The organism is Cyanobium sp. PCC 7001 (genome assembly GCF_000155635.1).
Classification (GTDB): domain Bacteria; phylum Cyanobacteriota; class Cyanobacteriia; order PCC-6307; family Cyanobiaceae; genus NIES-981.
Window position 1 is genome coordinate 360,447 of sequence record NZ_DS990556.1, and the last position, 14,051, is coordinate 374,497.

Sequence of the window (14,051 nt, forward strand, 5' to 3'; positions counted from 1 at the left end):
CGGCTTCAGCTCTCGTCGGGCTTGATGCGGCTGCGCCCCACCGTGTTCTGGGCGATCAGGTAGGCCGCTGCAATGGCACCGGAGAACCCCAGGCCGTTGCGCAGCAGAGGCAGCAGATCGTCGGTGCGGGTCACGATCGGGGCCACGCCGAACACGCCGAACAGGATCACCCACAGCGGTGAGAGCAGCAGCACCCACGCCCACTCCACCGTGCGGCCCTCCTGGCGGGGGTAGGCGGCGAAGCCCACGATCAGGCCGCCCAGGATCGAGGTGGCGAGGGTGAGCACCCACTGCTCGTTGGGCAGACCCGGCACCACCTGGCAGCCGCCCCGCTCCAGGCAGGTCTCCACCGCGGCCAGGGCATCCACGATGGCGCCGTCCTCGCCGTGGTCGCGCACGTAGTACTGGTTGCCGAAGCGGGTCTGCAGCTCCACCCAGTAGGTGCGGGGCATCAGGGCGAACAGCGCGTCGCCCACGTTGAAGTTCAGCAGGTTGCCGCCGCGGGGGTCGGCCACCAGCAGCAGGCTGCGCTCATCCAGATTCCAGAACTCCTTCACCGCCAGTCCCGGCGTGCGTTCGTACTGGGTGAGCACGCGCAGCTTCCAGCCCGTCTCCGCCTCGAAGCGGGTGAGGTGCTCCTCCAGCTCGGCCCGCTGGCCGTCGGTGAGGGCCCGGGCCAGATCGATCACGGGGGTGGGGTGGTCCGGCAGCAGCTCCGGGTTGTCGTAGGCGTGGGCAGGGCCCGCCCACCCACCGATCAGGGCGCAGAAGAGCAGCGTCAGCGCCGCCAGTGTGGTTGCCGCCCGCTTGGCCAGACTCCTTCCCATGCACCGTGCTCCGTGACAATGCATTCTCCCCGAGCTTGGTGCCGGTCGTGAGCGGCACGCCGCCGGCCTGCCCGGACTGGCTGGTGCAGCGGCTGCGGGAGCGCGGCGGTGCGGTGCCCTTCCAGCGCTACATGGACTGGGCGCTGCACGATCCCCACCACGGCGCCTATGGCGCCGGCCGCCTGCGGATCGGACGCGACGGCGACTTCGTCACCTCCCCCTCCCTGGGCCCCGACTTCGCGGCCCTGCTGGCGCCCCAGCTGGCCGACTGGCTGGCCGCCCTGGGCACAGGAGCGCTGGCCCTGGTGGAGGCGGGTCCAGGCGAGGGGTCCCTGGCCCTGGCGCTGGCCGAGGCCCTGCAGCGCCACTGGCCCGAGCTTGCCGGCCGCACCACCCTGTGGCTGGTGGAGCCGAACACCGGCATGGCGGAGCGGCAGCGACGGCGGCTGCAGGGGTCGCCCCTGCCCTGCCGCTGGACGTCCTGGCAGGAGCTCGCCGCCGCTCCGGTGCGGGGCGTGGTGCTGGCCCACGAGGTGCTGGATGCCCTGGCGGTGGAGCGGATCGTGTGGGACGGGGCGCTCTGGCGCCGCCAGCAGGTGCGGCTCGTGGAGGCCGGTCCCACCGGGGCGTGGTTGCGGCTCGAGCCCGGCGAACCCCTGGAGCCTGAGGCCCTGGCCCAACTCGCCGCCCTCGGGCTGGAGCCGCCCGGCGACCAGCGGCCGCCCGGTTGGTGCAGCGAGCTCCACCCCGGATCCGGCCCCTGGCTGCAGGCCTGCGCCGCGGCCCTGGCCGACGGACCGCTGCTGGTGATCGACTACGCCCTGGAGGCCTGGCGTTACTACGCCCCCCAGCGCTCCGCCGGCACCCTGCTGGCCTACCGGGGCCAGCGGGCCAGCCCGGACCCGTTGCTGGAACCCGGAGCCTGGGATCTCACCGCCCATCTCTGCATCGACACCCTGCAGCACCAGGCCCGTGCGGCCGGCTGGCAGGTGCTCGGGCAGTGCCGCCAGGGGGAGGCCCTGCTGGCCCTGGGTCTGGCCGAACGGCTGCACGGTCTGCAGCAGGCCCCTGAGGCCGGCGAGGCCTCAGGGCTGGCGGAGCTGCTGGAGCGCCGGGAGGGGCTGCTCCGTCTGGTGGATCCCCACACCCTGGGGGATTTCCGCTGGCTGGCCTTCAGCCGCGGTGCCATGGCCACCCCCCGCTTTCTCCTGCCCCCCGATCCCGGGTCCTGGGCCACCCGCCAAACCCCGGCGTGATGCGGCTACTGTCAGCGCGCCGCGCGTGGGCTCACCCCTGATCGACACCTTCCGACTGCTGGAAGCCCTGGTGCTGGGGGCCCTGCTGGCGGGGTTGCTCGGGTTGATCGGCCGCCAGAACCTCTTCCTCAAGGCCCTGGCCATGGACGTGATGGGCACCGCCGCGGTGGCCCTGTTCGTGCTGGTGGCCGCCCGCAGCGGACTGCGCACTCCTGTGGTGGCGGATCCGGACGCGCTGCGCACCCTTGGCTCCTGGGCGGATCCGATTCCCCAGGCCGTGATTCTCACTGCGATCGTGATCGGCCTCTCGATCCAGGCCGTGCTGCTGGTGGTGATCACCAGACTCTCGGCCGTGGACCCGCTCCTGGAGGCGGCCAGCTTCGAGCAGCTGCAGGCCGGCCGGCCCACCCCGAACCCGGCGGGCGCCGCCCCCGGCACCGGAGCGCCATGAGCCTGCTGATCGCCTGGCTGCTGTTCCCGTTCCTCGGAGCCTTCCTCTCGGCCCTGCTGCCCTCCACGGGCCGCTGGCTGGCCCTGGTCTGCGCCCTGCTCACCACGGCCGTGGGGGTGCTCCTGTTCAACGGCACCTGTCCCTGGTTCCTCCAGCTCACCGGCCCCCTGGGGGTGCTGCTGCAGGCCGATGCCCTGGCGGCACCGTTCCTGCTGCTCAACGGGCTCGTGGTGCTGGCCGTGCTGCTCGACACCTGGAGCCGGAAGCCGCCCGGCCCCTTTCTGCTGCTGCTGATGGTGCTGCTGGGCGGGCTCAATTCAGCCTTCCTGGCGGTGGATCTGGTGAGCCTCTACGTCGCCCTCGAGGTGGTGGGGGTCACGGCGTTTCTGCTGATCCTGCAGAAACGGGAACCCCAGCAGCTCTGGATCGCCCTGCGCTACCTGCTGGTGGGCAACACGGTGATGACCCTCTATCTCGTGGGGGCCGCGCTGCTCTATCTGCAGACCGGCAGCTTCCGCCTGATGGCCCTTGGCGCCCCGGGACTCGATCCCCGCAGCCTGGCCGTGGTGGTGGCCCTGCTGCTGGTGGGTCTGCTCACCAAGTCGGGGGTGTTCCTCTCCGGGCTGTGGCTGCCCCGCACCCACGCCGAGGCCCCTGCCGAAGTGTCGGCCCTGCTGTCCGGGGTGGTGGTGGCCGGCGGGCTCTGCCCCCTGCTGCGGCTGGCCCTGCAGTTGCCCCAGCTGCAGCCCCTGCTGGCGGCGATCGGCCTGGCCAGCGCCCTGCTGGCCCTGATCTACGCCCTGGCGGACACCGATCTCAAACGGGTGCTGGCCTGGAGCACCCTGGGCCAGGCCGGCCTGGTGCTGCTCAGCCCCGCCAGCGGCGCCATGTACGCCCTGGCCCATGGCCTGGCCAAGGCCTGCCTGTTCCTGCTGGCGGGTCGCCTCGGCAGCAGGGATCTCACCACCTGGCGGCTCCAGCCCCTGCCGTCGGCCCTCGGCGTGCCCTGGCTGCTGGCCTCCCTCTCGATCGCCGGTGCGCCGTTCCTGCTCGGCTTCTGGACCAAGGCCCAGCTCTCCGCCGGCGTCGAGCGCTCCGGAGCCGCAGGAGCGCTGCCCGATGGGCTGCTGCTGGCCATGGTGGGCACCGCGGTGGTGTACGCCCGGCTCTGCTGGCGGCCGATCCGCTGGCAGCCTGGGGGCCTGCCCGTGGGTCCCTGGCTGCTGGCGGGCCTGTTGCTGCTCGGTGGACTGGCCCTTGGCCCCCTGCCGCCCCTGGAAACCACCACCAAGGCCGTGGGGGTTCTGGCCATCGGGCTCGGGCTGTTCAGCGGCCTCACCCTGATCACTCTCGCCCGGCAGCGCCGCCGCCAGCCCGGCAGCGCCACCCCCGCCCCGGCCCCCGCCCCCGAACTGGTTCCCTGGCCTGCGCCCCTGCCCCTCGGGCTGCCCGACATCGAGCGCCTTCAGGAGCTGCTGGGTGGTGTGGCCGTGGTGGGAGCTGCCCTGGTGGGCCTGCTGATGCCCCAGGAGGTGCTGTGGCCCGGATGATCACCATCGCCCTGCGCCTGCTGATCTGGTGTCTGCTCAGCGCCGATCTCGGTACCACGAACGTGGCCATCGGCCTCGCCGTGGCCCTGGCCCTGCCCCAGGCGCGCCACAGCCGCCATCTGCCGCTGCGCCAGTTGTTCCGGTTGCTGCTGGCCTGCCTGGTGGCCATCCCGGTGGCCTACGCGGAGGCGGTGCGCCTGCTGCTGCGGGGTCCGCGCCTGGAGGGCCGCCAGGAGGCGTCGCCGGTCACGGCCCGCGGTTCGGCGCTGCTCACCTTCCTGGAGGTGTTCCGCATCACCCTCACCCCGCTCACGATCGCCCTCGGGGTGGAGCGGGGGGGCCGTGCCTACCGGATCCACCGCATGGGCCGGCCCCTCCCTCCGGGCGAGGGTGCCAGCGGCACCGAGTTGCCCTGATGGAGGTGCCCTGATGGAGGTGCTCCCATGGCGGTGATCCTGCTCGGCATGGTGCTCGCCCTGCTGCTGCCGATCCTGGTGGCCTGCCGCTCGGCCGATGTGTGGCACCGGCTGGCGGCCTTCGCCAGCGTGTCCACCAAGGTGGCGATTCTCATGCTTGCCGTCTCGGTGGTGCGGGACGACTGGATGCTCGGCATCGTCGGGGTGATTGTGCTCAGCGTGGGCAATGCGGCCGTGATGCTGCTGGCCAACCTGCTGCGGGGGGTGGATCGATGAAGGCTGCACACAGCAACGGGAGGCCGCTGCCATGAGCGAGGGAACGAGCCTCACCCTGCACCTGAGCACCCTGCTGCTGCTGGCCGGGCTGGTGCTGTGGTTCGGCGGCACCTGGCCGCTGCTGGGCCGTGGCAGCTTCCTGCGCAAGCTCCACTACCTGGGCATCGCCGACACCCTCGGCTCGGCCCTGATGGTGGTGGGCCTGCTGCTGCGCTTCAAACCCGAGTGGCCGCTGCTGCTGCTCGCGCTGCTGTCGCTGGTGGTGTGGAACACGATCTTCGGCTACGTGCTGGCCAGCTGCTCCCAGCCGTTGCCGCCCGCCTCCCCCCCCGCAGTGCGGGAGGAGCACCAGCCATGACCGCACCAGCCATCACCCTCAGCGGCGATGCCGCCCTGCTGATCCCGCTCACGGCGCTGCTGCCGCTCACGGCGATCCTCCTGGTCACCCAGCCCAACCCCTATCAGACGCTGGTGATGCGGGGAATCCTGGGGGCGGTGGCGGCCCTGATCTACGCCCTGCTGGGAGCCGCCGACGTGGCCCTCACCGAAGCCCTGGTGGGCACCTTGCTCTCCACCACCCTCTATGCGGTGGCGCTGCGCTCCTCCATGGTGCTGCGGCTGGCCCTGCCGGGCGGCACCATGCCGCCCCAGCTGGTGCAGCGGCGGCTGCGGAGCTGGCTGGAGCCCCTCCACCTGCGGCTGGAACTGCTCAGCGAGCCGGCCCCGGGGGATTCGGGCCTCCATGGTCTGCTGCTGCAGGGCGCGAACCTGGAGCACTTCGAGCTGCAGCTGCATCGGCCCCAGCTCCACGAGCGGCTGTCGGCCCTGCCCGGTGCCGCCGACTGGCGGGCCGATGGACACAGCCTCGTGCTGCTGCCCCCGCCAGCCCCCCAGCCCCCCTCCCAGGACGCGGCCCCATGAGCTGGATCTACGCCCTGGCGGCAGTGCTCCTCTGCCTGGCGCCCCTGCTGCTGAGCCTGCCGGAGCCACCTCCCCTCGATCGCGTGCTCGAGCTGCTGCTGCAGAGCGGTGACGTGCCGAACCTGGTGTCCACCGTGATCCTCAAGACCCGCCTCTACGACACGGTGGCCGAGGTGGTGGTGTTCACGCTGGCCTCGATCGGGGTGCGCTGGATCTTCAGTGGTGAGCCCAGCCAGCGACGCATCCGGGGCCTCCAGGATGCGCCTTCGGTGGTGCTCTGTCAGCTGGGCTCCACCGTGTGTGCCCTGGTGGCGGTGGAACTGGCCCTGCGCGGCCATCTCTCGCCGGGGGGCGGCTTCGCGGCCGGCGTGGCCGGCGGCACGGCCATCGGCCTGTTGCTGATCAGCGGTTCGGTGCGCCTCGCCGACCGGCTCTACCAGCGCTACCGCGCTGACCTGTGGGAGAAGGCCGCGGTGGTGGCCTTCCTGGTGGTGGCCCTGCTCAGCCTCGAGGGGTTCACGCCCTGGGGACCCGGAACCTTCGGCGCCATCGACAGCGGAGGCTGGATACCCCTGCTCAATGTGCTGGTGGCCGTGAAGGTCACCCTGGGCTCCTGGGCCATGGTGCAGCTGCTGGTGCGCTACCGCGGCCTGCTCTAGGCGTTGGCCGCCAGCCAGCCGTCCAGGCTCTGGCTGGGCTGCTCGGCCTTGCTGGTGATCTCGATGATCCGGCCCACGGCGGCCGGGGTTTCGAGCGCGTCCAGGCAGACGCGGGCCACGAGCCGCCGCGGGATGCTGTCGCTCTCCTGCTGGTCGGGCCCGCTGAACACGAGGCCCTCGGCGTCGAGCTGCTCCTCCCGTTCGCTCAGGCCGCCGGGGCGGACGACCGTCCAGTCGAGGCCGCTCTGCTCCAGCCAGCGCTCACCCAGCCGTTTCCACACCAGGATCAGGCCGAACAGGTTGAGCGGGTGCAGCCAGCGGCCGGCGCACAGGGAACTCACCAGCACCACCCGCCTGAGCCCCACCGCGTCGCAGGCCCTGATCTGGTCGCGCACGCCGAAGGCATCCACCTGGAGGGGGCCGGTGAGATCCACAGACGGTCTGGCGCCGGTGGCGATCACCAGGGCCTCGCAGCCGCGCAGGGCGTTCTGAAGCTCGGCGGTCTGGCCCAGCTGCAGCCGTACCACCTCCGCTCCCTCCAGTCCCGCGGGCAGCTCGGAGGTGGGCCGCACCAGGGCCTTGACCCGGTGGCCCCGAGCCAGGGCCTCCTGCACCACCCGCCAGCCGGTCTTTCCGGAGGCTCCGCTCACTGCGATCGTGGCCATGGCGGCACCGGCTCACTCAGGAGATCCGACCCTAGAAACCGGCACGCCCCCTCTGCCGCCCTGCCTAGCGTCGGCGCTCACGTGACCGTTCACCCCGCCTCCCGAGCTGCCATGGGCTGGAACAACCAGTGGTACGCGGTGGCCTATCTGGACGACCTGGACCGCCGCCGCCCCACTCCCTTCACCCTGCTGGAGCAGGACCTGGTGCTCTGGTGGGATGCTGCCGCCGACACCTGGCGCGCCTTCGAGGATGTGTGTCCCCATCGGCTGGTGCCCCTGAGCGAAGGCCGGCTGAATGGCCGAGGCGAGCTGGAGTGTCCTTACCACGGCTGGAGTTTCGACGGCAGTGGCCGCTGCACCGCCATCCCCCAGGCCGACCCCGACCAGGCTGCGGTGGCCTGCAGCAGTGCCCGCTCCCGCTGCACGGCCCTGCCCACCGCCACGGGCCAGGGGCTGCTGTTCGTGTTCGCCGGTGAGCCGGAACGGGCTCCCGACGTGCCCCTTCCCCTGGTGCCCGTGCTGGAGGAGCCGGACTGGCTGGTGCAGGACACCTTCAGGGACCTGCCCATGGATGCCCTCACCCTGCTCGAGAACGTGCTCGACGTGAGCCACGTGCCGTTCACCCATCACCGCACGGTGGGGCGCCGGGAGAACGCGGCTCCCGTGGAGGCCACCATCACCGCGGAGGGACCGGATGGCTTCACGGCCGAATGGCTGGAGGGACCGCGTCGGGGCCGGCTCGGCAGCCAGTTCACCACCTTCGCCGCGCCGTGCCTGATGTGGCACGACCTCACCGCCAAGGGTTTCGCCCGCATTCTCACGGTGGTGTACGCCACGCCGATCCGGCCGGGCGAGTGCCGTCTGTTCGCCCGCTTTCCGTTCCAGTTCCGCTCGGTGCTGCCGCGGTTGCTGCTGCGTTTCCGCCCCCGCTGGCTCCAGCACCTCGCCAACCACACCGTGCTGGAGGACGACCAGGTGTTTCTGCACTGGCAGGAGCGCGCCCTGGCGCGGCGGGGAGGCAGCGCCGCCTTCAGCCAGGCCTGTTTCCTGCCCACCGGCTCGGATGTCTACGTCAAGGCCCTGCATGCCTGGGTGGACAGCCACGGCGGCGAGCCCTTTCCGGGCCGCCCCCTGCCCGAGCGGCTCGACCGGGATCGACTCATGGACCGCGACCATGCCCACACCCGCCACTGCCACGCCTGCTCGACGGCCCAGCGGCGCCTGAGGATGCTGGGGCCCTGGCTGCAGCTTGCCATCGCCGTGGCGCTCCTGGCGCTGGCGGCCCTGTGGGGGGACGGCACCTGGCTGCTGCGGCTCGCTCTGGCGGGGCTGGCCCTGGGAGCCTGGCTGGTCCTGCTGCAGTGCGGGCGCTGGGAGCGGGCCTTCAGCCGTGGGGAGGGTGCGCCGCCTCGCAATGCTCCGGAGCCGGCAGGGAAGGCTCCCCCAGCAGGCCGTGGCGCTCCTGCTGATCCGCGCAGCGGGCTCGCACCAGATCCCGTGCCGTGATCCGGAAGCCCAGGCGCCGGGCCGCCAGCACCAGCTCCTGTTCGCTGCGGCAGTGCTTGAGGGCGCGTCTGAGGGCCGGATCGGCCTCGGCACTGTCCACAAACCGTTCCAGTTCGCTCCAGCTCATCGCATTCGCGCCCGTCTGTGGCTGCCGCTGAGGGTTCTCCCACCATGACCTCGGGGCGACAGCCCGGCAAGGTTCCGCCCGTTACCGAGCGCCCGCGGGGAAGGCACTGATCAGCCCTGCTGATTGCCCCCATCGCTGGCTTGGCAACCGCCCGGGTTCTGCCTAGGAGAGGACTACGGGGGACCACGCATGACGCAGCCACCAGAGGGGTCCGGGCCCCACGGTTCGGCCGACGACCAGCCGATCACCCCGCATGCGGCCCCGATCCTCGATGCCGATGGCCAGCTCACCTACGTGGGGGATGATGGCCGCCGCTACGTGGTGGGCCTGCCGCCCGAAGCGGATGAGGAGAGCGTGGAGCGGGTGATGGCGACCCTACGCAGGGGCGGCACCCTGTTTCAGCAGATCGAGCAGCTCTGCCACCGCTGGATCGGCCAGGTGAGCGGCTCCGAGCTGGAGCCCAGGGCGGCGCTGGTGCTGCTGCTCACCACGCTGGAAACCGCCCTTGAAGACCACTACCCCGAAAGCGCTTCCGATCCCTGAGCTATCGCTGCAGGGGGTGGATGGCTGCCGGGGCGGCTGGCTGGTGATCACCGCCCCAGCCCTGCCCTGCTCCGCGGCGGAGCTGCAGTGGCAGCTGCTGGAGAACCTGCAGTCGGCGCTGTCCACCCCAGCCCAACCCCTCACCGCCGTGGACATGCCGGTGGGTCTGGCCGAGGCCGGGCCCCGCCGCTGCGATCAGGAGGCCCGCAGGCTGCTGGGCCCCCGCCGCAGCAGTGTGTTCCCCGCTCCGGTGCGGCCCTGTCTGGCCGCGTCCACCTACGTGGAGGCCTGTGCCCTCAGCGCGGCGGCCTCGGGTCGGCGGCTCAGCCAGCAGGCCTACCACCTGCTGCCGCGCATCCGCCAGCTCGATGCCCTGCTCCAGGCGAACCGGGACCTCTGGCCGCGGGTGTGGGAGGTGCACCCGGAGCTGGCCTTCCGGCAGTGGAACGGGGGGGTGCCGATGGCGGCCGCCAAGAAGACGGCGGCGGGAGCCAGGCAGCGCGGCAGCCTGGTGGAAAGCTGGCTGCCGGGGGCAGTGGAGGCGATCCGGGCCTCCCTGCGCCGCAGCCTGGTGGCCGATGACGACATCCTCGATGCGCTCGCCTGTCTGTGGAGCGCCGCCAGGCTCCGCAGCGGCGAGGCCCTCACGCTGGGCGGGGATCCGGATCCGACGGGTCTGCCGATGCGGATCTCGGCCTGAGGCCGGCGATCGCGCCCAGGATGGTCCCGGCGCTCACGTCGTCGCGGATCTGCACCACTCCAATCGCCGTGGGCAGCACGAAGCGCAGCTGCCCCTCCCGTACCTTCTTGTCCCCCTGCAGACAGGCCAGCACGGCCGCCTCATCCAGGCTGGGCCAGGTGTGCGGCAGCCCGGCGGCCGCGATCAGGGCCAGCTGGCGCTGCTGGTCGTCCCGGCTCCAGAGCCCCATGGCCACGGCGATCTCGCCGGCGGCCGCCATGCCGATGGCCACGGCCTCCCCGTGCAGCACGGTGCCGTAGCCGCAGAGGGTTTCCACCACATGGCCGAGGGTGTGGCCGTAGTTGAGGATCGCCCGCAGGCCCCCTTCGCGCTCATCGGCGGCCACCACCCGCGCCTTGGCCGCGGCGGAGCGCTCCAGCAGGCTCTGCAGCAGTTTCGGACCCACCGCCTGCTGGCTGGCCAGCCCCGCCCCGGGCTGCCGCGACGCCGCGGCCTCCAGATCCGCGAACAGCACCGCGTCCCCGATCACGCCGTACTTGATCACCTCGGCCATGCCGGCGCGGAACTCCCGCTCCGGCAGGGTGGCCAGGGTGGCGGGGTCCACCAGCACCAGCCGCGGCTGGTGAAAGGCACCGATCAGGTTCTTGCCGCCGGGATGGTTCACACCGGTCTTGCCGCCGATCGCCGCATCCACCATCGCCAGCAGGGTGGTGGGCACCTGCACCACCGCGATGCCCCGCAGCCAGGTGGCGGCCGCGAAGCCGGCCATGTCCCCCACCACGCCGCCGCCGAGGGCCACGATCAGCGAGCCGCGCTCCAGCTTCTGCCGGAAGGCCGCCTCGTGGATCAGCGCCACGGTGGCGGGCGTTTTCTGGTCTTCCCCCGCCTCGATCACCAGCCGCTCGGCCAGCAGCCCAGCGCACCGCAGGCTGGCCAGTGCGGCGGCGCCGTAGTGGGTGTCCACGTCGGGGTTGGTCACCACCAGCACCTTGGTGCCGGCCTTGAACCCCAGGGCCACCACCTGTTCGCCGAGCTGGGCCAGGCTCCCCTCACCGATCACCACCGGGTAGGGGTTGGCGCTCAGGTCCACCCGGATGGTGCGGGGGCTGCACGCGCTGCCTGCAGTGCTGCCTGGGGCGGTGGTGGCGGCGGACATGGGTCATGGAGGGCGGCTTGATGAGGCTAGGGTCCGGCTCCGGCCCGAGCCCCAGTCATGCAATCGCCACTCCGCTCCGCCAATGCACCGGAGGGGCCCGGAGCCGGCCTCAGCCTGATCCTGGCGGTGGGTCTGGCCCTGGTGATCCTGTTGAGCCAGACCCTGTTCATCGTGCCGGCCGGCAGCGTGGCGGTGGTCACCACCCTGGGGCGGGTCACGGGGATGCCCCGCACGCCCGGCGCCAACTTCAAGGCCCCGCTGGTGCAGGCCACGTCCCTCTTCGATGTGCGCACCCAGGTGCGGCCCGAGCAGTTCTCCACCCTCACCAAGGATCTGCAGGTGATCCAGGCCACCGCCACGGTGAAGTACGCCGTGAAGCCCGGTGAGGCCGGCCGCATCTTCGAGACGATCGCCACCGACGACCAGCAGATCTACCCGCGGGTGATCCAGCCGTCGCTGCTGAAAGCGCTCAAGTCGGTGTTCTCCCAGTACGAGCTGGTGACCATCGCCACCGAGTGGAACTCAATCTCCGAGCTGGTGCAGGAGAAGGTGGCCGAGGAGCTGCGCAAGTTCGACTACGTGACCGTGCAGAGCCTGGATCTCACCGGCCTGCAGATCGCCGAGGAATACCGGGCCGCGATCGAGCAGAAGCAGATCGCCGAGCAGCAGCTGCTCAGGGCCCAGACCGAGGTGCGCATCGCCGAGCAGGAGGCCAAGCGCTACCAGACCCTGAATTCCAGCCTCGACGACCAGGTGCTCTACAAGCTCTTCCTCGACAAGTGGGATGGCCAGACGTCGGTGGTGCCGGCTCTGCCTGGGGTGGCGGGATCGGGCGCGCCCCCGGTGATCGTGAACGGGCGCCGCTGAGGCTCAGGGGAGCAGGTCAGCCGCGATTCGGCCCGCCTGAGGCGGGGCAGGCAGCAGCGGGCTGGGGTCCATGGCCACCAGCCCCTGCCGCTGCCGTTGGCGCAGCTCCAGGTGCAGATGGGGCGCGCTGGCGTTGCCGCTCTGGCCCACCATGCCCAGGGCCCGGCCAGCGCCTCCACGGGTTCGTGCTCCTGGAGCTGGGATCGCCGTGGGCGCCATGGCGGGCACGAGCCAAGGGCAGCCGGGTTGTACCGCTTCCCAGCAACGGATGCCCACGCCTAGCTTCGCCTGGTTGCGGCCACCCGATGAACCAGACCGTCAAAGGCATCACCTACGTGAGCGTGTGGGTGCTGCTCTGGGGCACGGCCGCCTCGATTGCCGATTTCGTGCTGCTGGAGCGGGGCGCCTACGAGGCCGGCAGCGGCGGTCAGGCGATCACCTTCGTGTCCTATGGCATCGCCGCCGCCGTGCTGGGCCTTCGGCTTTCGGGGCGCTTCCTCGGTTCCCAGCCCAACACTCAGCCGGAGGATCAGCCCAATGATCAGCCCAACGATTAAGCCGTGGCTTCAGGGGAGCCTCCTGCCTGGAGCACCTGCAGCAGCGCCTGTCCGTAGCGCTCCAGTTTCGCGGCGCCGATGCCGCTCACCCCGGCCAGCTCCTCCAGATCGGCGGGGCGGCGCGCGGCCAGTTCCAGCAGGGTGCGGTCGTGGAACACCACGTAGGGCGGCACCCCCTGCGCCCGCGCCTGCTCGCGCCGCCAGGTCTTGAGGGCGGCCACCAGCGCGTCGTCGAGCTCGGTCAGCTCTGTGCCGGCCGGGCCCCAGCCAGGGCCTGACCCACCGGCACCACCGCCGCCCGTTCCGCCCCTGCTGCGGCGCCGATCCTTCTGGGGCGGCGGCAGCGGCAGCTCCAGCCGGGTTTCCCCCCGCAGCAGCGGCTTCACCAGGGCCTCGGCGCCGAAGCGGAGGCCGCCGTGCCCCTCGGGCACGGGCTCCAGATAGCCGGCGCTGGTGAGCTGGCGCAGCAGGGTGCGCCACTGACCGCGGTCGAGCTCCCTGCCGATGCCGTACACGCTCAGGCCGTCGTGGCCGAGGCTGCGGATCCGTTCGGTGTTGCCCCCCAGCAGCACGTCCACCACGTGGGCCGCGCCGAAGCGCTGGCCGGTGCGGTACACCGCCGAAAGCGCCTTGCGGGCCGGTTCGGTCACATCCTCCCGGGCCTGGGGCTCCAGGCAGCCATCGCAGTTGCCGCAGGGCTCGGCGAGGTCCTCGCCGAAATGGCGCAGCAGCACCTGGCGCCGACAGCCCGGCGCCTCGGTGAAGCCGATCAGGGCATCGAGCTTGCCGTGCTCGATCCGCTTCTGGGCCTCCGGCGCCTCCGAGTCGTCGATGAAGCGGCGCAGCTGGGGGATGTCGCCGGGGCCGTGCACCATCCAGGCCACCGCGGGCAGGCCGTCCCGGCCGGCCCGGCCCGTTTCCTGGTAGTAGGCCTCCAGGCTCTTGGGCAGGTCCACGTGGGCCACGAAGCGCACATCGGGCTTGTCGATGCCCATGCCGAAGGCGATCGTGGCCACCACCACCACGGCGCTGCCGTTGCGGAACCGCTGCAGGGTGCGGCTGCGCTGCTCCGCCTCCATGCCGGCGTGGTAGCCGAGGGCCTCGAAGCCCGCCGCCCGCAGCTCCGCTGCGACCCGCTCCACCCGGGCCCTCGAGCGGGCATACACGATGCCGGCTTCGCCCCGGTGCTGCTCCAGGAACTGCAGCAGCTGGGCCCTGGGATCCTCCTTGGCCCGCAGCAGGTAGCGGATGTTGGGCCGATCGAAGCTGGCGAGGAACACCCGGCCGCTCTCCAGCCGCAGCCGCTGCACGATCTCCTCGCGGCTGCGGGGATCGGCCGTGGCCGTGAGCGCCAGCCGGGGCACCTGCGGAAAGCGCTCGGCCAGCACCGCCAGCTGGATGTACTCCGGGCGGAAGTCGTGGCCCCACTGGGACACGCAGTGGGCCTCATCGATGGCGAACAGGGCCAGATCCCGCTCCGCCAGCCGCTCGAGCAGGTCGCCCCCCAGCAGCCGTTCCGGCGACACGTAGAGCAGATCGAGGCTTCCCTGGCCGATCTGCCGCCACACCGCCGC

General features: G+C 71.9%; 18 protein-coding genes and 1 pseudogene. 13 read left to right on the plus strand and 6 right to left on the minus strand.

The genetic code is table 11. The features are described from left to right. Window positions 1–5: 5 nt before the first annotated feature. Window positions 6–827 carry a TPM domain-containing protein gene (locus tag CPCC7001_RS01760; RefSeq protein ID WP_006910393.1) on the minus strand — a complete coding sequence of 274 codons (822 nt, stop codon included), beginning with the start codon at window positions 825–827 and terminating at the stop codon, window positions 6–8. A 47-nt stretch (window positions 828–874) separates the two neighbouring features. On the opposite strand from CPCC7001_RS01760, the gene CPCC7001_RS01765 reads away from it, so the two are divergent. The 8 genes from CPCC7001_RS01765 to CPCC7001_RS01800 are packed head-to-tail and all read left to right on the plus strand — an operon-like array spanning window position 875 to window position 6,356. Then, a complete protein-coding gene (locus tag CPCC7001_RS01765) occupies window positions 875–2,083 on the plus strand; it encodes a class I SAM-dependent methyltransferase (RefSeq protein ID WP_006909197.1) in 1,209 nt (402 codons plus the stop codon). Between the two features lie 25 nt (window positions 2,084–2,108). Then, entirely contained in the window at window positions 2,109–2,534 is a 426-nt protein-coding gene (locus CPCC7001_RS01770; protein ID WP_006910329.1) for a cation:proton antiporter subunit C, read from the plus strand. Beyond that, window positions 2,531–4,084, plus strand: a complete 1,554-nt coding sequence (locus CPCC7001_RS01775; protein ID WP_006909395.1) for a proton-conducting transporter membrane subunit — start codon at window positions 2,531–2,533, stop codon at window positions 4,082–4,084. Before CPCC7001_RS01770 ends, CPCC7001_RS01775 begins: the two co-directional genes overlap by 4 nt. Beyond that, a complete protein-coding gene (locus CPCC7001_RS01780; protein WP_043369330.1) occupies window positions 4,081–4,500 on the plus strand; it encodes a Na+/H+ antiporter subunit E in 420 nt (139 codons plus the stop codon). The genes CPCC7001_RS01775 and CPCC7001_RS01780 overlap by 4 nt, the downstream gene beginning before the upstream one ends. A gap of 27 nt (window positions 4,501–4,527) precedes the next feature. Then, window positions 4,528–4,776 carry a hypothetical protein gene (locus CPCC7001_RS01785; RefSeq protein ID WP_006910778.1) on the plus strand — a complete coding sequence of 83 codons (249 nt, stop codon included), beginning with the start codon at window positions 4,528–4,530 and terminating at the stop codon, window positions 4,774–4,776. A gap of 31 nt (window positions 4,777–4,807) precedes the next feature. Continuing rightward, the gene (locus CPCC7001_RS01790) at window positions 4,808–5,134 is read left to right on the plus strand and encodes a monovalent cation/H(+) antiporter subunit G (RefSeq protein WP_006909054.1); all 327 of its coding nucleotides are present in this window, start codon (window positions 4,808–4,810) and stop codon (window positions 5,132–5,134) included. Next, window positions 5,131–5,697: a hydrogenase subunit MbhD domain-containing protein gene (locus CPCC7001_RS01795; protein WP_006909044.1), complete on the plus strand. Its 567-nt coding sequence runs from the start codon at window positions 5,131–5,133 to the stop codon at window positions 5,695–5,697. The genes CPCC7001_RS01790 and CPCC7001_RS01795 overlap by 4 nt, the downstream gene beginning before the upstream one ends. Beyond that, window positions 5,694–6,356: an MnhB domain-containing protein gene (locus tag CPCC7001_RS01800; RefSeq protein WP_006910999.1), complete on the plus strand. Its 663-nt coding sequence runs from the start codon at window positions 5,694–5,696 to the stop codon at window positions 6,354–6,356. Before CPCC7001_RS01795 ends, CPCC7001_RS01800 begins: the two co-directional genes overlap by 4 nt. Here CPCC7001_RS01800 and CPCC7001_RS01805 read toward each other — a convergent pair. Then, entirely contained in the window at window positions 6,353–7,021 is a 669-nt protein-coding gene (locus CPCC7001_RS01805; RefSeq protein WP_006910493.1) for an SDR family oxidoreductase, read from the minus strand. The genes CPCC7001_RS01800 and CPCC7001_RS01805 overlap by 4 nt on opposite strands. A gap of 111 nt (window positions 7,022–7,132) precedes the next feature. Between CPCC7001_RS01805 and CPCC7001_RS01810 the strand changes: the two genes are divergently transcribed. Continuing rightward, window positions 7,133–8,527 (plus strand): Rieske 2Fe-2S domain-containing protein, encoded by a 1,395-nt coding sequence (locus tag CPCC7001_RS01810; RefSeq protein ID WP_006909589.1) that lies wholly within the window; start codon window positions 7,133–7,135, stop codon window positions 8,525–8,527. Between the two features lie 28 nt (window positions 8,528–8,555). Here the strand turns inward: CPCC7001_RS01810 and CPCC7001_RS15890 are convergent. Then, window positions 8,556–8,654, minus strand: a pseudogene (locus tag CPCC7001_RS15890) (Nif11-like leader peptide family natural product precursor); the annotation flags it as partial. Window positions 8,655–8,843: 189 nt separating this feature from the next. Between CPCC7001_RS15890 and CPCC7001_RS01815 the strand changes: the two are divergent. Then, window positions 8,844–9,197 carry a hypothetical protein gene (locus CPCC7001_RS01815; RefSeq protein WP_006909184.1) on the plus strand — a complete coding sequence of 118 codons (354 nt, stop codon included), beginning with the start codon at window positions 8,844–8,846 and terminating at the stop codon, window positions 9,195–9,197. After that, complete coding sequence (locus CPCC7001_RS01820; RefSeq protein ID WP_083782544.1) at window positions 9,160–9,897, plus strand: DUF429 domain-containing protein; 738 nt, start codon at window positions 9,160–9,162, stop codon at window positions 9,895–9,897. Before CPCC7001_RS01815 ends, CPCC7001_RS01820 begins: the two co-directional genes overlap by 38 nt. Here the strand turns inward: CPCC7001_RS01820 and aroB are convergent. Continuing rightward, the gene (aroB, locus tag CPCC7001_RS01825; protein ID WP_006911381.1) at window positions 9,842–11,053 is read right to left on the minus strand and encodes a 3-dehydroquinate synthase; all 1,212 of its coding nucleotides are present in this window, start codon (window positions 11,051–11,053) and stop codon (window positions 9,842–9,844) included. The two genes, CPCC7001_RS01820 and aroB, sit on opposite strands and share 56 nt — an antisense overlap. Before the next feature lie 57 nt (window positions 11,054–11,110). On the opposite strand from aroB, the gene CPCC7001_RS01830 reads away from it, so the two are divergent. After that, the gene (locus CPCC7001_RS01830) at window positions 11,111–11,920 is read left to right on the plus strand and encodes a prohibitin family protein (RefSeq protein ID WP_006910391.1); all 810 of its coding nucleotides are present in this window, start codon (window positions 11,111–11,113) and stop codon (window positions 11,918–11,920) included. A 3-nt stretch (window positions 11,921–11,923) separates the two neighbouring features. On the opposite strand, the gene CPCC7001_RS14240 is transcribed toward CPCC7001_RS01830, so the two are convergent. Further along, window positions 11,924–12,139 carry a hypothetical protein gene (locus tag CPCC7001_RS14240; protein ID WP_198006442.1) on the minus strand — a complete coding sequence of 72 codons (216 nt, stop codon included), beginning with the start codon at window positions 12,137–12,139 and terminating at the stop codon, window positions 11,924–11,926. Window positions 12,140–12,225: 86 nt separating this feature from the next. On the opposite strand from CPCC7001_RS14240, the gene CPCC7001_RS01835 reads away from it, so the two are divergent. Further along, complete coding sequence (locus tag CPCC7001_RS01835; RefSeq protein ID WP_043368475.1) at window positions 12,226–12,477, plus strand: hypothetical protein; 252 nt, start codon at window positions 12,226–12,228, stop codon at window positions 12,475–12,477. Here the strand turns inward: CPCC7001_RS01835 and CPCC7001_RS01840 are convergent. Further along, the coding region (locus CPCC7001_RS01840; RefSeq protein WP_225867143.1) for a RecQ family ATP-dependent DNA helicase at window positions 12,474–14,051 on the minus strand (1,578 nt) is incomplete at its 5' end. The genes CPCC7001_RS01835 and CPCC7001_RS01840 overlap by 4 nt on opposite strands.